This window comes from Ruegeria sp. BE10, assembly GCF_056538905.1.
In genome coordinates this window covers 75,991-95,311 of the sequence record NZ_JBQFTX010000005.1, presented here as the reverse complement: position 1 = coordinate 95,311, position 19,321 = coordinate 75,991, and the positions used below count along the sequence as shown (strand labels likewise).

The window sequence follows — 19,321 nt, the reverse complement described above, 5'->3', positions numbered from 1 at the left end:
GTTACTCCTGAAGCAGTTCGATCTGACGCAGCGCCTCGGGGCCAGCACCATCCGGGGCGGGACGATCGATGTCGGCCTCGCGGGTCAGCTCGTCGATCCGAGCCTGAATGACGCCCTGTTGCAGGGTTTGGGTCAACTCGGCGCGTACCTGTTCCAATTCAGGCGCTTCGGTTTTGCGCTTGTCGTTCAGGGTGACCAGATGCCAGCCGAACTGAGTTTTCACCGGCTCGGAAATCTGGCCTTTGTCCAGCGCGATCACGGCCGCCTCAAATTCCGGGACCATCTGACCGGGTCCGAACCAGCCCAGCTCACCCCCGTTCGGGCCCGACGGGCCGGTGGAGTGTTCTTTGGCCATCTCGGCAAAATCGGCGCCGTCATCCAGCTGTGCCTTGATTTCTTTGGCTTTGTCTTCCGTTTCCACCAGAATATGGCTGGCGTTGAACTCGTCCGAACCTTCGAAATCTGCGTACTGGGCGTCATAGGCGTCTTGTATCACGTCGTCGGTCAGGTTTTCGTCGATCAACGCATCCACCGCCTGCACCGCCCGCATGGATCGCGTCTCGTTTTCCAAGGCCAGAGTGTTCAGTTTGCTCAAAGCGTCCTGCTGCTGGCTCAACAATTGTTGCTGGATCAGCTGATCCAGAATCAGATCATACAAAACATCGTCTTCGATCTGCTGGTACTGCTCGGGCAGCGCGGCTGCGGTGGCGATGATGTGACCCAATGTGATTTCATCACCATTCACACGAGCGACCACGGTGGCGGCATCAGGTTTGGTTTCGGCGGCCAATGGCAGGGCCATCACAGCAGCAAGCGCCAACGATGGCAGAAAAGTGAGGCCTTTGGGCATGGAATCATCCTATTTCTTTGCCGCGACAGGGCGCAGCGTTGACACTCTGGGACCTGCCGCTTACATCGCTTTGAAGCCTTGGACAGGGCCGCCTTTCACCCCCCGTATCTATGGGTTGCGCGCAAGGTGGGCAAGCCTGTCGCAACCACGATAAGAACAGATCCGCTGGAGTGAACATGCTGGGACTCGGAACGCTCGCCAAAAAGGTGTTCGGAACACCGAACGACCGCAAGATTAAGGCGACCCGCCCGTTGGTCGAGAAAATCAACGCGCTGGAGCCAGAGTTCGAGAAACTGTCCGATGACGGCCTGATCGAAAAAACCGCCGAGCTGCGCAAACGCGCACTGGACGGGGAAAGCCTGGATGACCTGCTGCCCGAAGCCTTTGCCAACGTCCGCGAAGGCGCCAAACGCGCGCTGGGTCTGCGCGCCTTTGACGTGCAGCTGATGGGCGGCGCGTTCTTGCATCAAGGCAACATCTCGGAAATGAAGACTGGTGAGGGCAAGACGCTGGTCGCCACCTTCCCCGCCTATCTGAATGCGCTGACCGGCAAGGGCGTTCACGTGGTCACGGTGAACGAATATCTGGCCAAGCGCGACTCGGAATGGATGGGCAAGGTGTTTGCCTCCGTGGGCATGACCACCGGCGTGATCTGGTCGGGCCAACCCGACGCCGAAAAGAAAGCGGCCTATGCCTGTGACGTGACCTATGCCACCAATAATGAGCTGGGTTTCGACTATTTGCGCGACAATATGAAGGCCGAGCTGGACCAGATTTACCAGAAATACCACAATTTCGCGATTGTGGACGAGGTCGACTCGATCCTGATCGACGAAGCGCGAACACCGCTGATCATCTCGGGGCCGTCGCAGGACCGTTCGGATCTGTATACCGCCATTGATGGATTGATCCCCTCGTTGCAGGACGATCACTATACGCTGGACGAAAAGTCCCGCAACGTGACCTTCACCGATGAGGGCAACGAGTTTCTGGAACAGCAGCTGATTGCTGCGGGGCTGATTCCCGAAGGGCATTCGCTGTATGATCCCGAAAGCACAACCGTGGTGCACCACGTCAATCAGGGTCTGCGCGCGCACAAGCTGTTCACGCGCGACAAGGACTATATCGTCCGTGACGGCGATGTCGTGCTGATCGACGAATTCACCGGCCGGATGATGCCGGGCCGCCGCCTGTCCGAAGGTCTGCATCAGGCCATCGAGGCCAAAGAAGGTGTGCAGATTCAGCCGGAAAACGTGACGCTGGCCAGTGTGACTTTCCAAAACTATTTCCGCCTGTACGACAAGCTGGGCGGCATGACTGGCACCGCACTGACCGAGGCCGAAGAATTCGCTGAAATCTACGGTTTGGGCGTAGTCGAGGTTCCGACCAACAAACCGATTGCCCGTTTGGACGAAGACGATCAGGTCTATCGCACCGCCGGTGAGAAATACGGCGCGATGATCGAACAGACCAAAGAGGCGCAGGAAAAGGGCCAGCCGGTCCTCCTGGGCACCACGTCGATCGAGAAATCCGAACTGCTCAGCCAAATGCTGCAAAAGGAAGGCATTGCACACAATGTTCTGAACGCCCGCCAGCACGAGCAAGAGGCGCAGATCGTCGCCGATGCCGGCCGTCTGGGTGCGGTGACTATCGCCACCAACATGGCTGGCCGCGGCACCGATATTCAGCTGGGCGGCAATGTGGAAATGAAGGTTTTGCAGGCACTGGCCGAAAACCCCGAGGCCGACCCGACCCAGCTGCGTGCCGCTGAAGAATCCCGCCATGCCGAGGAAAAGGAAAAGGTTCTGGCAGCCGGTGGTCTTTATGTGATGGCGTCCGAGCGTCACGAAAGCCGCCGCATTGACAACCAGCTTCGTGGCCGTTCGGGCCGTCAGGGCGATCCGGGCCGCACCGTGTTTTACCTGAGCCTCGAAGACGACCTGATGCGAATCTTTGGGTCAGAACGGCTCGATAAGGTGCTGACCACCCTGGGCATGAAAGAAGGCGAAGCCATCGTCCACCCCTGGGTGAACAAGTCACTGGAGCGGGCACAGTCCAAGGTCGAAGGCCGCAACTTTGACATGCGCAAGAACGTCCTGAAATTTGACGACGTGATGAACGACCAGCGGAAGGTAGTGTTCAGCCAACGGCGTGAGATTATGTCTTCGGACGACCTGTCCGAAATCGTCTCGGATATGCGCGAACAGGTGATCGACGATCTGATCGACGAACACATGCCGCCAAAATCCTATGCCGATCAATGGGACACGGACGGTCTGCACGAGGCGGTCAAGGATAAGCTGACCATCGACGCCCCTGTACAGGACTGGGCCGCCGAAGAAGGCGTGGATGACGAGCAGGTACGCGAACGTCTGATCAACGCCGCAGACGAGATGATGGCGCAGAAAGCGGCGGCCTTTGGTCCCGAAAACATGCGCAACATCGAAAAACAGGTGCTGTTGAACACCATCGACGGTAAATGGCGCGAGCATCTGTTGACGCTGGAACATCTGCGCTCGGTCGTTGGGTTCCGCGGCTATGCCCAGCGCGATCCGCTGAACGAATACAAGAACGAGAGCTTCCAGCTGTTCGAGTCGATGCTCGATAGCCTGCGTGAGACCGTGACTCAGCAATTGTCACGCGTGCGCCCACTGTCTGAAGAAGAGCAGCGGGAAATGCTGGCGCAGATGCAAGCACAACAGGCTCAGGCGCAGCAGCAAGTCGAACAAGCGACCGAACGGGCCGAAGCGGTAGCCGAGGCCGAAGCCTCGGGCGATCCGCGTCCCGGCTTTGTCGAGGATGATCCAAGCACCTGGGGCAACCCGTCGCGCAATGACCGTTGCCCCTGTGGATCGGGCAAAAAATTCAAACACTGCCATGGGCGCCTGACCTAACGTCAGCATAATTCAGACACATTGAGTCCCCCTCACGGCCACATATTGGCCGTGATTCAGAATCAATATGCGACTCGCTCCTTCAACTGGGGAGGGTGTCTTGTTTGTAATAAAGAACTACGTGACCACCGGCGGCACTGTCGTTTGCGCGCTGGCAATTGGTTACCTGATGCAAAATGGATTTCCTGCGTGGTCTGACGACGTGCAGGGCACTGAACTTGCGGCCGCTGATCAAGGTGCCGGTATTCCCGGGCTGGAGGACATCGTCTTGACCTCCTCGACCCCCGCCCAGGAAACAGACCGCGCCATCCCTTCAGCACAACGAGTTGAGACTCCCAGCCGGTCAACCCCCTCTAATCACGCTGATTGTAGCCTGAGCGCCCGCGCACGCGCCGTGCCCGGTGCTGCCGCGCGCCTGATCATCAAGGCCCCCTGCTACGGCAATGAACGGATCGAGGTGCATCACAGTGGACTGACCGTAACGCAGCAGACAGACGCCAATGGCACGCTGGACCTGACCATACCGGCCTTGTCGGAATACGCGATCTTCCTGATCTCGCTTGACGATCAGAAAGGGACCGTAGCCACCACTCACGTTCCCGACATCAGCCAGTATGCCCGCGTTGTATTACAATGGCAGGGCACGACCGAGCTGCAGATCCACGCGCTGGAATTTGGGGCCAGCTATGGGGATGCAGGTCATGTTTCGGCTCAGTCTGACTCGCAAGGCGCAGGCAGTGTCGTTCAGCTAACGCAACCGACCTTCAGCGATGCGCGCAACCTCGAGATCTATTCCTTTCCCGCCGCGCAATCGGATCAATCGGGCTCGATCGAATTGACGGTCGAGGCTGAGGTGACATCAGAAAATTGCGGAACGGACCTGCACGTCCAGTCGCTGGAGTTGCGCGAAGACCGGAAACTGCGGCCGCGCGAATTAACGCTGAACTTTCCAGACTGCTCCAAAACAGGTGAGTTTCTGGTGTTGAATAATCTGTTCCAAAACCTGACAATCGCGGCAAACTAAAACCGCAGGCAGGCTAGAACTTCCTATGACATTTCTTCGTGTGGCGGCGGTCGCACTGTTTTCGGCAACACTTTCCTCAGCTGTTCAGGCGCAGGATATCACGCTCACCTCTCATGACGGCAAGGTCGAGGTGACAGGCACCCTGCTTGGCTTTGACGGAGAGTTCTACCGCGTCGACACCCAATTTGGTGAGCTGACGGTGGATGGCTCGGGCGTGACCTGCGATGGTCCTGCCTGCCCCAATCTGACCGATTTCGTGGGCGAACTGACGTTTTCAGGCTCTTCCGTCATGGCCGAGAAGGTGTTGCCTGCCCTGTTGATGGGCTTTGCCGAACAGGAAGGACTGTCAGTCACGTCCCGCCAATCCGCTCCGGACAGTTTGATATACGAGCTTCATCAGGATGGGCGCGACGCGCCGCTGGGCCGATTCTATTTCGATATCGGCAATACCGGTCAGGGCTTTGCCGATCTGATCGCAGATCAGACCGACATTGTCATGGCTTTGCGCGAAATCCGCCCGTCAGAGCAAGAGGCTGCCGAAGCCGCTGGTTTGGGCGACTTGAACCACGCACGCCGGTCGCGGGTTATTGCGTTGGATGCGTTGGTGCCCATCGTGGCGCCGGACAATCCCGTGCCCCAAATCTCTCCCGCGGATCTCGCCTTGGTGTTTTCTGGCACGATTGACAATTGGTCCGCCTTGGGTGGACCCGACGCACCAATTGCGCTGCACCTGCCCGACGCCGGATCAGGTCTGGCACAAGGGGTCGAGGATCAACTGCTTTCACCCGCCAGTGTCGTTCTGTCTGATGCCGTTATCCGGCATGAACGCAGCAGCGATCTGGTTCAAAAGGTCACCAAGGACCCTTTTGCCATCGGCATCGCTAGCCAGGCCGAGGCTGACGCGGCCCGCGCACTGCCCCTGACCGGTGGATGTGGTCACGTGTTGATGGCCACCCGGCAGACGATCAAGACCGAGGACTACCCGCTGACCTCACCCATGTTCCTGTACCTCCCCAAGCGCCGCCTGCCCCGTATCGCCCGGCAGTTTCTGGCTTATACCCAAGGCGACGCAGCCCAAAAGGCGATCCGCAATGCGGGTTTTGTCGATCAGGAACCCGAGATGATGCGGATCGGATTGCAGGGGGATCGTCTGGCCAATGCGGTGGCCTCGGGTGGCCCTGAGGTTGGGTTGGAGGAATTGCAGCGCATGGTCGATACCCTCAGACCCATGTCCCGGCTGTCGCTATCGGTCAGGTTCGAGGCAGGCTCGTCCCGCCCCGACGCACAATCACGGTCGAACATCCAGCATTTGGCCCAACAGCTTGAGGCCGGGACGCTGAATGCGCGCAAGCTGGTGTTCGTTGGTTTCAGCGACGGCGACGGAGCCGCGACTGCAAATAAGCGGATCGCCTTGCTGCGCGCCAAAACCGTGCGCAATGCGGTGTTGGCGGCGGTGGAAACTGCCATTCCCGATAGTGTTGAATTGCAAGTCGATGCGTTTGGTGAGGCGATGCCGATGGCTTGCGACGACACCGAATGGGGCCGAAAGATCAACCGCCGGGTCGAGATCTGGGTTCAGTAACTCGCTACAGATATCCCTGCGACCGAAAGCTCAGTTCATTCGATTTGCCGATGATCAGATGATCATGCAGCGTCAGCCCCAGGGCAAGACATGCGTCCTGTATCCGGTTGGTCATGTCGATATCTGATTGCGACGGGGTCGGATCGCCCGAAGGGTGATTGTGTACCAGGATCAAGGCTGACGCATTCAATTCCAACGCCCGTTTCGCAACCTCGCGCGGATATACCGGTACGTGATCGACGGTGCCCTTGGCCTGTTCCTCATCCGCGATTAGCACGTTCTTGCGATCCAGATAGAACACCCGGAACTGCTCCGTCTCGCGATGGGCCATCGTGGTGTGACAATAGTCAAGCAGTGCATCCCAACCTGAAATCACGTGCCGCTGCATCACCCGCGCGCGGGCCATGCGATGGGCGCAGGCCTCAAGTATCTTCAAATCGGTGATCACCGTGTCACCAACGCCCTTGATCTGACGCAGCCGTTCCTCGGGCGCGGTCAGAACCCGGTTGAAATCCCCAAACGTGTCCATCAGCGCCCGTGCCAGCGGCTTTACATCCTGCCGCGGGATTGAACGGAACAGCACCAGTTCCAACAGCTCATAATCCGGCATCGCCGCCGATCCACCTGACATGAACCGTTCCCGCAGGCGTTTCCGGTGATCTTTGATGTAGGACGGTAACCGACCCGAGGGCAGGGGCGCCACCGGGGCTTCGTCACTTTCAAACAGCATCGGGGCTTCGGCAAAGGCGTCCTGAGTCATGCGTTCAGATTTGCGCAGAATCGGTTTCCGAAAGGTTAACGCGCCCAAACGACCTTAGACCCTTTTGGTCGATAGTCACCGGTTTCCACCTACCTCGTGTATCAATTCACTCATGTAGTTGAGGCTGCAACCAGGACAATCTCACCGGCCCAATCCGATTGAATTTGCTCAGCCGCCCGCCATGCGCGCAATCCGCTAGAGCAACAAAGCACAAGTCTTTTTCCTTTGTTAGGCTCTGTTTTCAGGGATTCAACAATGTCCCGACGTGCCCTGCTGTGAAGAGGCTCGGGGGCCTCGTCCCGGGTGCGCAGTTCAATGATCACATCATCTTCGGTCAATTGGCTGGCGGAAAGAAATCGAAAGTAGTGCCCCGGTTCCGGTGCGCCGTCAAATCTGAATGTGCTGTTGCGCAGCGTGCGGGCGTCGAACTGTACCAACTGTCCCAAAGGCGAGGGGTCCAGGCCAAGGATCACGCCCAGCGCCATTTGCGCCTGCAAGGCACCTATCACCCCAACGACAGGGCCCAGCACGCCGGCCGTTGCACAGCTCGCGCCGCTATCCGGTGCATCCGGAAACACCGCACGCAAGGACGGCGCGCCAGCACAGAACCCACCGACATAGCCGGTCAGCCCCAATACGGATGCGCTGATCAGCGGCTTGCCCTGCAACAAACAGGTATCCGACAGGATATAGCTGGCCGCATAACTGTCCGCGCAGTCCAGAACAATGTCAGAGCTGCGGACAAAATTTAACACATTCTGGTTTGTTAGAGCCTGATTCTCAGCCATTACGGTGATGTCACCATTCAGCGCCCGGCAGCGTTCTGCGGCGACTTTGGCCTTGGCGCGCCCACAGTCGGATTCAGCGAACAATGTCTGCCGATGCAGGTTCGATAGCGCGATCTGATCCCGGTCCAGGATGGTTATATGCCCAACCCCGGCCCCGGCCAACAAGGGTAAGACCGGGGAGGCTAATCCGCCTGCGCCCACCACCAGAACCCGCGCTGCCGACAGGCGGGTCTGGCCTGCCGGTCCAACCTCGGGCAGGATCATCTGGCGGGCATAGCGGCTCATCTCGTGACCTCGATCCATTCGCGAACGCGGGTTTCTGGATCGGAATTCAGCGTGATGTCCGTGACGACCGAGACGATGTCGGCCCCCGCCTGCAAGACGCCCGGCGCCCGCTCAACGCTCATGCCGCCAATCGCGACCAGAGGGATATCCCCCACCCGTGCCTTCCATTCGGTGACGCGTGGCAGGCCCTGCTGTTCCCATTTCATTTTTTTCAGGATCGTCGGATAGACCGGGCCCAAAGCCACATAATCCGGGTCCATGGTCAGGACACGCTCTAATTCATCATCATCGTGGGTAGAGACACCCAGTTTCAGCCCCGCCTTGCGGATGGCTTTCAGATCGGCCTCGTCCAGATCCTCTTGCCCGAGATGAATCCACTCACAACCAGCGTCGATAGCCGCCTGCCAATGATCATTGACCACCAGCACGGTGCCGTGGGCACGGCATAGTTCCAACGATTGGGCGATCTGTTCCCGTATGATCACATCAAGCTGATCCTTGATCCGCAGTTGCACCAGCTTCACATCCAGGGGCAGCATCCGGCGCAACCAGTCAGAGTGGTCGAAGATCGGATAGAACCGGTCTAACATCATGATAAGAAGGCCTTTCCGATTACCGGAGTTGATGGTTCGGCCATATCGCGCGCCTCGATCGGGTCGGCTTGATGCGCCAGTTGCCCGGCCTGAATCGCCAGCATCATTGCGCGGGCCATGGCCACAGGGTTTCCGGCGCGAGCGACAGCGGTATTCAGCAGAACGGCGTCATAACCCAACTCCATCGCCTGCGCGGCGTGACTGGGCAGGCCGACGCCCGCATCCACTACCAGCGGTATGTCGGGGAATTCGGCCCGCATCGCGCGCAGGGCATATTCATTGTTCAGCCCGCGCCCCGACCCGATGGGTGCACCCCAAGGCATCAGCACCTCGCACCCGGCGGCCAGCAGACGCTCGCCCACGATCAGGTCGTCGGTGGTGTAGGGGAATACGTGAAACCCGTCCTCGGTCAGTATGCGCGCGGCCTCGACCAGTTGAAACACATCTGGCTGCAAACTGTCAGTGTGGCCGATCAGTTCCAGCTTGATCCAATTAGTGTCAAACACCTCACGCGCCATATGGGCGGTGGTTACGGCTTCTTTGACCGTGTGGCACCCAGCAGTGTTTGGCAAGATCAGCACGCCCAGCTCGCGGATCATCTGCCAGAAGGTCTGCCCAGCCCCGGATTCACGGCGCAAGGAAACTGTGGCAACACCCGCGCCGCTCTCGCGAAACGCCTGTTCCAGAATGGCGGGGCTGGGGTACTGCGCCGTGCCCAGCATCAATGAGTTGGGAAGTTGGGTCCCATAAAAGCTTTTCATCCTCAGCCTCCCTGCATCGGCGCGACGACTTCAACCCGGTCGCCATCGGTCAACTTTTGAGCAATGCGCAGACCCGAGGGCACAAAGTCTTCGTTTACAGCTGTCGCTACCCGTCCAGAGAACCCGCATTCGACCAACAGATCCGAGAGGATTTCGGCGCGCACCTCGCGCGATTCACCATTAAGCACGATCTTCATCAACCATCTCCGAATGTTTGTTGTCCAACGCCAGATCGGCCACTCCCTGCGCCAGCGCTGGGGCCAGCAGATAGCCATGGCGGTACAGTCCGTTGGCATAAATCGTATGCCCCAGCCGCCGGATGCGGGGCAGGTTGTCGGGAAAAGCCGGGCGCAGATCGACACCGATCTCAAGCACCTCGGCCTCGCCAAAGGCGGGGTTCAGCGCATAGGCGGCGCTGAGCAGTTCCAGCATGGATCGGGCCGTGATGCGGCTGCTGTCTTCGCTTTCGATCATCGTTGCGCCCAGCATGTAGACACCATCCCCACGCGGCACGATGTACAGCGGCATCCTTGGATGCAGTAGACGTACAGGTCGCGTCAGGGTCACGTCCGGGCAGCGGATCACCAACATCTCTCCCTTGACGCCGCGCAGGTCGTGCAAAACCTCACGCCCGTGCAGACCGCGGCAATCGATTGCATTCTCCAGCTGGGTCGGGGCCAGTTTCCGGTGGAAGACTACCCCTTGGTCCAGCAATTGGCGGTGCAGATCCCGCAGCGCCTGTCGCGGGTTCAGATGAGCCTCATCCGTGAAATGCAGACCTTTGGTCAAACTGGTTAGATCAGGCTCTAAATTGGCAATTTCAGCCTGACTAATCTCGGTATACCCCCCGGTCCGACGGGCGAACCGACGCAAATCCGGCAGATCACGCGGGTTGGCAACAACCAGCGTGCCACGTTGTTCCACCCGAGTACGCGTAGACCACCACTCGAACGCAGCCTTGCCCAGCCGCAACACCGGTTCTTCGGCGTTTTCAAACTCGCACCATGGGGCCAGCATACCGCCAGCCCACCAAGAACACCCATGCGGGCCAGGTGGACCACTGGGATCAAAGATCTGAACCTTGGCCCCGCGCAACACTAGCTCGCTGGCTACGGCCAGCCCGGCCACACCGGCCCCTATGACCGACCAGACCGTCACGCGGGCCAGACCCGATGGAAATGATGAACCGGGCCATGCCCTTGTCCGACCATCAGACCGTCAGCTTTAGCAATGGCCCCTTGCAGATACTCATGCGCCTGCGCGACCGCATCGGTCAGGCCCAGCCCTCGCGCCAGCCCGGCTGCTATCGAAGACGACAGGGTGCAACCGGTGCCATGCGTGTTGCGCGTATCGCACCGGGGGGCGGTGAATTCTGCCACAACTCCCGAAGGATCAAGCAAGACGTCGTGGCAAACGTCGCCGCGCCCATGTCCGCCTTTCATCAATACCGACCGCGCCCCCAGCCCGCACAGCGCCATCCCCTGCGCGATCATCTGATCGGGGGATTCGGCGTCCGAGGTGCCCAGCAAACAAGCGGCCTCGGGTAAGTTCGGGGTAAGCATGGTCGCTTGGGGCACAAGAACATCACGCAGGGTCTGAACCGCATCCTGTGCCAGCAAGGCATCGCCAGATTTGGAGATCATCACCGGGTCCAGAACGACGGGGCCATCATACCCAGCGATAGTCTCGGCAACGGTTTGAATAATTTCAGGGGTCGCAAGCATGCCGATCTTGATCGCGCCTACATCCAGGTCGGTCAGCACCGCCTCGATCTGAGCGGCCACTACGTTGAGCGGTATGCCGTGCACTGCGGTCACAGCCCGCGTGTTCTGCGCCGTGACCGCCGTGATCACGCTGGCCCCATACACGCCCAACGCAGACATCGCCTTGAGATCGGCCTGAATCCCGGCCCCACCGCCACTGTCCGAGCCCGCAATTGTCAGGGCAATATGCGCCATATCGTTGCTCCATCTTCAGGGGGCAACGCAGCATGGAAAACGTCTGTGTGTGTAGACCGTTCCCTACGCCGGTATTGCCCGGATCAGGTTCGATGGGTTAGCGCATTCACGCCTCTCAGCCCCTTGATCAGGGCACCCCAACGGTTGGCGCGACAATCTCAGGGGATGCGAAAGGATTCAAGGGCCAATTTTCGCGAAGTTCATGGACAAACTGGACCTATAAAACGAAAAAAGCCGACCCAAGGGGATCGGCCTTTTGGCAACTTGGTGGAGTGATCTTAGCCCTTCATCCCATCCCAAAAGGATTTGACGGATGAGAAAAAGCTTTTTGATTCCGGGTGGTTATCCTCACCCAAATCGTCGAACTCTTTCAGCAGTTCTTTTTGGCGACTGGTCAGGTTGACCGGCGTTTCCACCGCCAGTTCGATGAACATGTCACCCACACCGCCGCCACGCAGGGCGGGCATGCCTTTGCCGCGCAGGCGCATCTGACGGCCCGATTGGCTGCCTGCTGGTATTTGCACGCGGCCGCGGCCACCATCGATGGTTGGCACTTCGATCGAACCGCCCAGCGCGGCCTTGGCCATGCTGACAGGGACGCGGCAATACAGGTTCACGCTGTCGCGTTCGAACAGCTTGTGATCCGACACTTCGACAAAGATATACAGATCACCCGGAGGGCCACCGCGCATCCCAGCTTCACCCTCACCCGCCAGGCGGATGCGGGTTCCGGTCTCGACACCGGCGGGGATGTTGACGGAGAGAGCGCGTTCTTTTTCCACGCGGCCTGCACCGCCACAGGCTTTACAGGGGTTCTTGATGATCTGACCCAGACCCGAACAGGTCGGGCAGGATCGTTCGACGGTAAAGAAACCCTGCTGTGCACGCACCTTGCCCATGCCCGAACAGGTTGGACAGGTGGTTGGCTCCACTCCGCCTTCTGCGCCCGATCCGTCACAGGCCGAACAGGCCACGGCGGCAGGAACACTGATGGTTTTCTGCAGGCCCGCGAACGCCTCTTCCAGCGTCACGCGCAGGTTATAGCGCAGGTCCGATCCGCGCGCCGCTCGGCGCCCGCCACCGGGGCCGCCACGCTGACCGCCCATGAAATCGCCGAACAGATCGTCGAACACGTCTGAGAATGCGCTGGAGAAATCACCCTGACCAAAGCCGCCGCCCGGACGACCACCACCGCCGCCCATACCGTTTTCAAAGGCGGCATGGCCGAAACGGTCATATGCGGCCTTTTTGTCGGCGTCGCGCAGAACATCATAAGCCTCGTTGGCTTCTTTGAACTGCGACTCGGCATCCGGGTTGTCTTTGTTGCGATCGGGATGCAACTCTTTGGCTTTCTTGCGAAAACCCTTTTTGATTTCATCCGCTGATGCGCCCTTTGATACGCCGAGCACATCGTAGTAGTCGCGTTTTGACATCAGTATTTCCTTCAGCCTCAACGTATTTGGGCCGGCCCGGCAACCGGACCGGCCCACATTGGCCCGGTTACCCGTTAGTTACGCTTGTCGTCGTCCAGATCTTCGAACTCGGCGTCAACAATGTCGTCCTCACCCGGCGCAGCATCTGCCGCCGCAGGCTCATCCTCACCTTCTTCGGCTTGCGCCTTATAGATGGCTTCGCCCAGCTTCATGGCCGCTTCGGTGACGTTCTGGATGCCCGACTTGATCTTGTCGGCATTCTCGGTCTCCAGCTCGTCCTTCAGCGCGGCAATTGCCAGCTCGATGGCTTCGATGGTGGTCGGGTCGACCTTGTCGGCATGCTCTTCCATCGACTTTTCGGTCGAGTGGATGAGGCTTTCCGCCTGGTTCTTGGCGTCTACCAGCTCGCGGCGTTCCTTGTCGGCTTCCGCGTTCTCTTCGGCGTCCTTGACCATCTTGTCGATGTCTTCATCCGACAGACCGCCCGAGGCCTGGATGGTGATCTTCTGCTCTTTGCCCGTGCCTTTGTCCTTGGCCGAAACCGAGACAATGCCGTTGGCGTCGATATCAAAAGTCACCTCGATCTGAGGCATGCCGCGCGGTGCAGGCGGGATATCTTCGAGGTTGAACTGACCCAGGATCTTGTTGTCCGCAGCCATTTCACGCTCACCCTGGAACACGCGGATGGTTACGGCGTTCTGGTTGTCCTCGGCGGTCGAGAAGACCTGAGACTTTTTGGTCGGGATCGTGGTGTTGCGATCGATCAGGCGGGTGAACACGCCACCCAGCGTCTCAATCCCCAGCGACAGCGGGGTCACGTCCAGCAGAACAACGTCTTTGACGTCGCCCTGCAGAACACCGGCCTGGATGGCGGCGCCCATGGCAACCACTTCGTCCGGGTTCACACCCTTGTGCGGCTCTTTCCCGAAAAACTTGGTGACCTCTTCGATCACTTTCGGCATCCGGGTCATACCACCGACCAGAACAACTTCGTCAATGTCGCCAGCCGACAGACCAGCGTCTTTTAGAGCGGCCTGGCAGGGCTTCATCGACTTTTTGATCAGGTCCGAAACCAGCGATTCCAGCTTGGCACGGGTCAGTTTCATGACCATGTGCAGCGGCTGACCGTTCGAACCCATCGAGATGAACGGCTGGTTGATTTCGGTTTGCGAAGTCGAAGACAGCTCAATCTTGGCTTTCTCAGCAGCTTCTTTCAGACGCTGCAGCGCCATCTTGTCTTGCGACAGGTCGACACCGTGTTCCTTTTTGAACTCATCCGCCAGGTAGTTGACGATGCGCATGTCAAAGTCTTCACCACCCAGGAAGGTGTCACCGTTGGTCGATTTGACCTCGAACAGGCCGTCGTCGATTTCCAGAATAGTCACGTCGAAAGTACCGCCACCAAGGTCATAGACCGCGATGGTTTGAGTTTCTTCTTTGTCCAGACCATAGGCCAGCGCAGCCGCTGTCGGTTCGTTGATGATCCGCAGCACTTCCAGACCGGCGATTTTACCGGCGTCTTTGGTGGCCTGACGCTGTGCGTCGTTGAAATATGCAGGAACGGTGATCACGGCTTGCGTGACTTCCTCACCCAGATAGCTCTCGGCGGTTTCCTTCATCTTGCCCAGAGTGAAGGCCGAGATCTGGCTTGGGGAGTACTTTTCACCGCGGGCTTCAACCCACGCGTCGCCATTGCCGCCATCGACGATGGCGTACGGCACCATTTTCTTGTCTTTTTCGACTTCTGCATCATCCACACGACGACCGATCAGACGCTTAACACCAAAGATCGTGTTGTCGGGGTTGGTGACCGCCTGGCGTTTTGCAGGCTGACCGACCAGTCGCTCATCTTCGGTGAAGGCGACGATCGAGGGCGTGGTCCGCGCCCCTTCGGCGTTTTCGATGACCTTCGGCTGCGAGCCGTCCATGATGGCCACACACGAGTTGGTGGTTCCGAGGTCAATCCCGATTACTTTTCCCATATGTTCAATCCCTTTCTCTTCAAGGCGATGTCCCGAGGTCCGAACCCGTTATGGCACCCGGCCCCGATCTGATGTGCGCAACAGCCCTACACCATCGCGCGTCCCGGCGTATATAAGGGCGGGATCAGAGGCCTGCAAGCGTTGTAAAACGCAGGTTTTCGGGAATCTGTGGCCTTTTTGGCAAGGTTTTTGCAAGGATCGGGGATTCTCGGATGGCGCGGCTGCTTTTACGCGGTTTTGATATCAGGAAAGCCTGGCTGGACGGGCCCGCGCAGGAGCGGCTGATCGACAGCCTGCGGCCGATTCTGAAATCGGCCCCTTTGTTCCGGCCGGTCACGCCTTCGGGTAAGGAAATGTCCGTGCGTATGACGTCGGCCGGGTCACTGGGCTGGGTCACCGACAAGACGGGTTACCGATATCAGGCGCAACACCCCAAAGGCGCGGTTTGGCCCGCGATCCCGGATCAGATTCTTGGTATCTGGCGCGACCTTGCCAGCGCGGATCGCGATCCTGATTGCTGTTTGATCAACTACTACGGCGAAGGGGCCCGGATGGGGTTGCATCAAGACAAGGACGAGGCCGATTTTTCCTGGCCGGTCCTGTCGATCTCACTGGGGGATGATGCCCTGTTCCGCATCGGCAACCAGACACGGGGCGGCAAGACCGAATCCATCTGGCTGAATTCGGGTGATGTGGTGATCATGGGCGGGCCCGCCCGGCTGACCTATCACGGCGTCGACCGCATCCGGTTCGGGTCTTCGAAACTGTTGCCCAAGGGTGGTCGGATCAACCTGACGCTGCGTGTGGCCGGTTAGCGGCGCGCCTCCCAGCTTTGGGACACATGCTGACGGGAAAAGAAAATTCCCAACAAGCCGATCAGCAGCAGGATCAGCCCCACCCAAAGCGCGTATTCCCAGCTGGTATTGCGAGGAAAATAATTGCGGAAAAGAAAACCGCGGCACTGATCGATGAGGTGAAACAGGGGGTTCCAGGTGAACATGGCCAACGTGGCACCGCCCAGCGCATTCGCCACGAACATTTTACCCGAAAAGATCATGTTCAAGCGCCGGTAGATATTGGTTAGGACTGTCACAAAAGTGGGAAACCACGGTCGCAGAGCCATGAAGACGACGCCAATTGCGCAGCCAACAAACCAGCTCAGGATCAACATGCCAAAAGCGCCGCCCGGTTCCTGAATTTCAATTGGCGCGACTGCTACACTGTAAATAAAGAGGATCACGATGATTGTCACAATCTGCGTGTAAAGCGCCCCAAAAGCGGTGGCCAACAGGACGACAACCATGTTCATAGGCGAATGCAGCATCATCGGGTTGTTGCCGGTCCCGACCCCCGCTACCGCGCTGACGGATTTGATATGGGTGATGAACAGAAACACGCCCGACAGCAGAAACAGGACAAATTCGCCGCGGATTCTTGCAATACGTGGTCCTAGGAAAGACAGGATCGTATATAACACCAAAACTAGGGCCAGAACCTGCAAGATGTTGATGATTATGGCCACGACCGCGTTGTGATGCTGGGACCGTATGCTGCGAACAACGGCGTGGAAAATCAGCTCGACCGTTGTGAACGCGCCGCCCAGTAAGGACTGGTTTCGCTTGAAATAATACACCCGAAGCGTCTTTCCCGTTTTTTCGCCTGCAATCTGTCACGAAATTCTTGCCGTTCCGTAACCGGCACATCATAAGGCCGTCAGGCTATTCGATCAACAAATCACAGGAACGGAGCTTTTTTGTGACCTACGACGCCCTCATTCCCGTCATTCGACGGCTGGCCCTGGAAGCCGGTGACAAGATCATGGAGATCTACAATTCGGATGATTTCGACGTAAAGGTCAAATCCGATTCCAGCCCGGTGACCGAAGCAGACGAAGCTGCCGATGCCTTGATTTCGGCCGGTCTGCGCGATGCCTTCCCGGATATTCTGCTGGTGACCGAGGAACAGTCCGCCTCGCATTCAAAAAAGGGTGACACATTCCTGATTGTTGATCCTTTGGACGGCACCAAGGAATTCATCAACCGGCGCGGCGATTTCACGGTGAATATTGCGTTGGTCGAAAACGGCGTTCCAACCCGTGGCGTGGTTTATGCGCCTGCAAAGGGCCGCATGTTTTATACACAGGCCGATGGTCAGTCGGTTGAAGAGACCGGAGCATTGGACAAAGCCCAGGCTGGGGAGGTGACTTCCATATCAGTGTCTAATCCGGACAATTCAGCGCTTCTGATCGTGGCGTCGAAATCGCACCGCGATCAGGCCACCGAGGATTACATCAACAAATATCAGGTGAAGGACAGCAAGAGCGCGGGCTCATCCCTGAAATTCTGTCTGGTGGCCACGGGCGAGGCAGATCTTTACCCCCGCGTTGGCCGCACGATGGAATGGGACACAGCTGCGGGCCATGCCGTGCTGGCCGGTGCGGGCGGCAACGTGGTGCGCTTTGATGATCATTCACCGCTGACCTATGGCAAGGACGGCTATGCAAACCCGTTCTTTATCGCCTACGCTCCGGGTGTTGACTTGAAGGAGGCCTGATGTCCGTTCTGATCGCCATTCCCGCCCGCTATGCCTCGACCCGCTATCCGGGCAAACCGCTGGTTCCGCTGACCGGCGCCAATGGCACCGCGATGACGTTGATCGAGCGGTCCTGGCGCGCTGCCTGTTCGGTGTCGGGCGTCGACAAGGTGGTCGTTGCCACCGATGACGACCGCATCCGCGAAGTGGCCGAAGGGTTCGGGGCCGAGGTGGTGATGACCTCGGAAAGCTGTGGCAATGGCACCGAACGCTGCGCTGAGACCCATGCCAACCTTGGCGATGGCTATGACATCGTGGTGAACCTGCAAGGCGACGCGCCGCTGACACCGCATTGGTTTGTCGAAGACCTGATCGCTGGCCTGCGCGCTGCGCCCGGGGCGGGCGTGGCCACACCCGTGCTGCGCTGCGATGGTGACGCGCTGAACAGCCTGCTAAACGACCGCAAGCACGGGCGCGTTGGCGGCACCACCGCCGTCTTCGCCGCGGATCACAGCGCCATGTATTTCTCAAAAGAAGTCGTCCCGTTCACCGCCGAGACCTACGCAGGCGAAGAAGAGACCCCGGTTTTCCACCATGTCGGCGTCTACGCCTATCGCCCCGATGCTTTGGCCGCCTATTCCACCTGGCCGGTGGGCCCGCTGGAACAGCTGGAAGGGCTTGAGCAACTGCGCTTTATGGAGAATGGCCGCAAAGTTCTGTGCGTCGAGGTTGAGGCCAAAGGCCGCCAGTTCTGGGAACTGAACAACCCGCAGGACGTTCCCAAGCTTGAGGAAATGATGGCCGCGATGGGGTTGGATTGAGCCATTTTCCCCCTGACCTGGACACACCTGTTGGCATAGCAGGGCGCAAACTTCTTTGTCTGGAAGACAGATGACCAATATTCTTGTAACCGGCGGAGCTGGATATATCGGATCGCATGCCTGCAAGGCGCTGGCGCAGGCGGGCTATACACCCGTGACTTATGACAACCTGATCACCGGCTGGCAGGACGCGGTGAAATTCGGACCGTTCGAACAGGGCGATCTGCTGGATCGCGCTCGGTTGGATGAGGTCTTCGCCAAATACCAGCCCGCCGCCGTAATGCACTTCGCCGCCCTCAGTCAGGTGGGCGAGGCGATGTCCCAGCCCGGCAGATATTGGACCAACAATGTCACCGGATCACTGAACCTGATCGAGGCAGCCGTGGCAGCCGGTTGCCTGAACTTTGTGTTCTCCTCGACCTGCGCCACCTATGGTGAGCATGACAATGTGGTGCTGGATGAAGACACACCGCAACTGCCGCTGAACGCTTATGGTGCCTCAAAGCGGGCCATCGAAGATATCCTGCATGATTTCGAGGCCGCATATGGCCTGAATCACGTGATCTTCCGCTATTTCAACGTGGCCGGTGCCGACCCCGAGGGTGAAGTGGGGGAATTCCACCGTCCCGAAACTCATCTGGTGCCGCTGATGCTGGACGCCATTGACGGCAAGCGCGACGGGCTGACTGTGTTCGGCACCGATTACGACACGCCCGACGGTACCTGCATCCGCGACTATGTGCATGTCTGTGATCTGGTCGATGCTCATGTTCTGGGGTTGAACTGGCTGGAACAGGGCAAGGGCAGCCGCGTGTTCAACCTTGGCACCGGATCGGGCTTTTCGGTGATGGAGGTGATCGGCCATTCCAAAGCCGTCACCAACCGCGAGGTGCCTTATTCCATCGGCCCCCGCCGCGCTGGCGATTGCACCAAGCTTGTTTCAGGCTCGGTCCGCGCGGGGCAAGAGCTTGGTTGGACCCCAAAAAGATCAACGTTAGAGACGATGATCAGTGATGCCTGGCGCTGGCATCAGAACGGCAATTACGAAAAGTGAGCCA

18 protein-coding genes and 1 riboswitch are annotated in these 19,321 nt (G+C 58.8%); of the genes, 7 read left to right on the top strand and 11 right to left on the bottom strand.

What is annotated here, in order from left to right; all coding sequences use genetic code 11:
• Position 1: 1 nt before the first annotated feature.
• Positions 2 to 850: a peptidylprolyl isomerase gene (locus ACR0M2_RS12785; protein WP_480705404.1), complete on the bottom strand. Its 849-nt coding sequence runs from the start codon at positions 848 to 850 to the stop codon at positions 2 to 4.
• Between the two features lie 176 nt (positions 851 to 1,026).
• Between ACR0M2_RS12785 and secA the strand changes: the two genes are divergently transcribed.
• The 3 genes from secA (at position 1,027) to ACR0M2_RS12770 (ending at position 6,350) form a co-directional block, all read left to right on the top strand.
• Positions 1,027 to 3,744 (top strand): preprotein translocase subunit SecA, encoded by a 2,718-nt coding sequence (gene secA / locus ACR0M2_RS12780; RefSeq protein ID WP_480705402.1) that lies wholly within the window; start codon positions 1,027 to 1,029, stop codon positions 3,742 to 3,744.
• Positions 3,745 to 3,844: 100 nt separating this feature from the next.
• Positions 3,845 to 4,768 (top strand): hypothetical protein, encoded by a 924-nt coding sequence (locus ACR0M2_RS12775; protein ID WP_480705400.1) that lies wholly within the window; start codon positions 3,845 to 3,847, stop codon positions 4,766 to 4,768.
• A 25-nt stretch (positions 4,769 to 4,793) separates the two neighbouring features.
• Positions 4,794 to 6,350 carry a phosphate ABC transporter substrate-binding/OmpA family protein gene (locus ACR0M2_RS12770; RefSeq protein ID WP_480688633.1) on the top strand — a complete coding sequence of 519 codons (1,557 nt, stop codon included), beginning with the start codon at positions 4,794 to 4,796 and terminating at the stop codon, positions 6,348 to 6,350.
• 4 nt (positions 6,351 to 6,354) lie between these two features.
• Here the strand turns inward: ACR0M2_RS12770 and radC are convergent, their stop codons facing one another.
• The 9 genes from radC to dnaK all read right to left on the bottom strand — a co-directional run bounded on the left by radC (position 6,355) and on the right by dnaK (position 14,910).
• A complete protein-coding gene (gene radC / locus ACR0M2_RS12765) occupies positions 6,355 to 7,110 on the bottom strand; it encodes a RadC family protein (protein ID WP_058283296.1) in 756 nt (251 codons plus the stop codon).
• A gap of 110 nt (positions 7,111 to 7,220) precedes the next feature.
• The gene (locus ACR0M2_RS12760) at positions 7,221 to 8,183 is read right to left on the bottom strand and encodes a HesA/MoeB/ThiF family protein (protein ID WP_480705398.1); all 963 of its coding nucleotides are present in this window, start codon (positions 8,181 to 8,183) and stop codon (positions 7,221 to 7,223) included.
• Positions 8,180 to 8,776: a thiamine phosphate synthase gene (locus ACR0M2_RS12755; protein WP_480647570.1), complete on the bottom strand. Its 597-nt coding sequence runs from the start codon at positions 8,774 to 8,776 to the stop codon at positions 8,180 to 8,182. Before ACR0M2_RS12755 ends, ACR0M2_RS12760 begins: the two co-directional genes overlap by 4 nt.
• On the bottom strand, positions 8,773 to 9,537 hold the full coding sequence (locus ACR0M2_RS12750; RefSeq protein ID WP_480705396.1) for a thiazole synthase: 765 nt from the start codon (positions 9,535 to 9,537) through the stop codon (positions 8,773 to 8,775). Before ACR0M2_RS12750 ends, ACR0M2_RS12755 begins: the two co-directional genes overlap by 4 nt.
• A gap of 2 nt (positions 9,538 to 9,539) precedes the next feature.
• Positions 9,540 to 9,734, bottom strand: a complete 195-nt coding sequence (gene thiS / locus ACR0M2_RS12745; RefSeq protein ID WP_170349593.1) for a sulfur carrier protein ThiS — start codon at positions 9,732 to 9,734, stop codon at positions 9,540 to 9,542.
• Positions 9,718 to 10,695: an FAD-dependent oxidoreductase gene (locus ACR0M2_RS12740; protein ID WP_480705394.1), complete on the bottom strand. Its 978-nt coding sequence runs from the start codon at positions 10,693 to 10,695 to the stop codon at positions 9,718 to 9,720. Before ACR0M2_RS12740 ends, thiS begins: the two co-directional genes overlap by 17 nt.
• A complete protein-coding gene (thiD, locus tag ACR0M2_RS12735; protein ID WP_480705392.1) occupies positions 10,692 to 11,495 on the bottom strand; it encodes a bifunctional hydroxymethylpyrimidine kinase/phosphomethylpyrimidine kinase in 804 nt (267 codons plus the stop codon). The genes ACR0M2_RS12740 and thiD overlap by 4 nt, the downstream gene beginning before the upstream one ends.
• A 43-nt stretch (positions 11,496 to 11,538) precedes the next feature.
• A riboswitch (TPP riboswitch) is annotated at positions 11,539 to 11,645 on the bottom strand.
• Positions 11,646 to 11,773: 128 nt separating this feature from the next.
• Positions 11,774 to 12,928: a molecular chaperone DnaJ gene (gene dnaJ, locus ACR0M2_RS12730; RefSeq protein ID WP_170349590.1), complete on the bottom strand. Its 1,155-nt coding sequence runs from the start codon at positions 12,926 to 12,928 to the stop codon at positions 11,774 to 11,776.
• A 74-nt stretch (positions 12,929 to 13,002) separates the two neighbouring features.
• Complete coding sequence (gene dnaK, locus ACR0M2_RS12725) at positions 13,003 to 14,910, bottom strand: molecular chaperone DnaK (protein WP_170349589.1); 1,908 nt, start codon at positions 14,908 to 14,910, stop codon at positions 13,003 to 13,005.
• Between the two features lie 212 nt (positions 14,911 to 15,122).
• On the opposite strand from dnaK, the gene ACR0M2_RS12720 reads away from it, so the two are divergent.
• Positions 15,123 to 15,725, top strand: coding sequence for an alpha-ketoglutarate-dependent dioxygenase AlkB family protein (locus tag ACR0M2_RS12720; protein ID WP_170361003.1), 603 nt, complete (start codon positions 15,123 to 15,125; stop codon positions 15,723 to 15,725).
• Here ACR0M2_RS12720 and ACR0M2_RS12715 read toward each other — a convergent pair.
• Positions 15,722 to 16,543 (bottom strand): ABC transporter permease, encoded by an 822-nt coding sequence (locus ACR0M2_RS12715; protein WP_170361005.1) that lies wholly within the window; start codon positions 16,541 to 16,543, stop codon positions 15,722 to 15,724. The genes ACR0M2_RS12720 and ACR0M2_RS12715 overlap by 4 nt on opposite strands.
• Positions 16,544 to 16,665: 122 nt before the next feature.
• Here ACR0M2_RS12715 and cysQ point away from each other — a divergent pair, with 122 nt between their 5' ends.
• The 3 genes from cysQ (at position 16,666) to galE (ending at position 19,317) form a co-directional block, all read left to right on the top strand.
• Positions 16,666 to 17,463, top strand: a complete 798-nt coding sequence (cysQ, locus tag ACR0M2_RS12710) for a 3'(2'),5'-bisphosphate nucleotidase CysQ (RefSeq protein WP_170411059.1) — start codon at positions 16,666 to 16,668, stop codon at positions 17,461 to 17,463.
• Entirely contained in the window at positions 17,463 to 18,263 is an 801-nt protein-coding gene (locus tag ACR0M2_RS12705) for a 3-deoxy-manno-octulosonate cytidylyltransferase (protein ID WP_480705390.1), read from the top strand. The genes cysQ and ACR0M2_RS12705 overlap by 1 nt, the downstream gene beginning before the upstream one ends.
• A 70-nt stretch (positions 18,264 to 18,333) precedes the next feature.
• Positions 18,334 to 19,317, top strand: coding sequence for a UDP-glucose 4-epimerase GalE (galE, locus tag ACR0M2_RS12700; RefSeq protein ID WP_170361011.1), 984 nt, complete (start codon positions 18,334 to 18,336; stop codon positions 19,315 to 19,317).
• Positions 19,318 to 19,321 lie beyond the last annotated feature (4 nt).

Coding starts and splice junctions, on each gene's coding strand:
- ACR0M2_RS12785 (WP_480705404.1), bottom strand. CDS start 850: ATGCCCAAAGGCCTCACTTTTCTGCCATCGTTGGCGCTTGCTGCTGTG.
- secA (WP_480705402.1), top strand. CDS start 1,027: ATGCTGGGACTCGGAACGCTCGCCAAAAAGGTGTTCGGAACACCGAAC.
- ACR0M2_RS12770 (WP_480688633.1), top strand. CDS start 4,794: ATGACATTTCTTCGTGTGGCGGCGGTCGCACTGTTTTCGGCAACACTT.
- radC (WP_058283296.1), bottom strand. CDS start 7,110: ATGACTCAGGACGCCTTTGCCGAAGCCCCGATGCTGTTTGAAAGTGAC.
- ACR0M2_RS12760 (WP_480705398.1), bottom strand. CDS start 8,183: ATGAGCCGCTATGCCCGCCAGATGATCCTGCCCGAGGTTGGACCGGCA.
- ACR0M2_RS12755 (WP_480647570.1), bottom strand. CDS start 8,776: ATGATGTTAGACCGGTTCTATCCGATCTTCGACCACTCTGACTGGTTG.
- ACR0M2_RS12750 (WP_480705396.1), bottom strand. CDS start 9,537: ATGAAAAGCTTTTATGGGACCCAACTTCCCAACTCATTGATGCTGGGC.
- thiS (WP_170349593.1), bottom strand. CDS start 9,734: ATGAAGATCGTGCTTAATGGTGAATCGCGCGAGGTGCGCGCCGAAATC.
- thiD (WP_480705392.1), bottom strand. CDS start 11,495: ATGGCGCATATTGCCCTGACAATTGCGGGCTCGGACAGTGGCGGTGGG.
- dnaJ (WP_170349590.1), bottom strand. CDS start 12,928: ATGTCAAAACGCGACTACTACGATGTGCTCGGCGTATCAAAGGGCGCA.
- dnaK (WP_170349589.1), bottom strand. CDS start 14,910: ATGGGAAAAGTAATCGGGATTGACCTCGGAACCACCAACTCGTGTGTG.
- ACR0M2_RS12720 (WP_170361003.1), top strand. CDS start 15,123: ATGGCGCGGCTGCTTTTACGCGGTTTTGATATCAGGAAAGCCTGGCTG.
- ACR0M2_RS12705 (WP_480705390.1), top strand. CDS start 17,463: ATGTCCGTTCTGATCGCCATTCCCGCCCGCTATGCCTCGACCCGCTAT.
- galE (WP_170361011.1), top strand. CDS start 18,334: ATGACCAATATTCTTGTAACCGGCGGAGCTGGATATATCGGATCGCAT.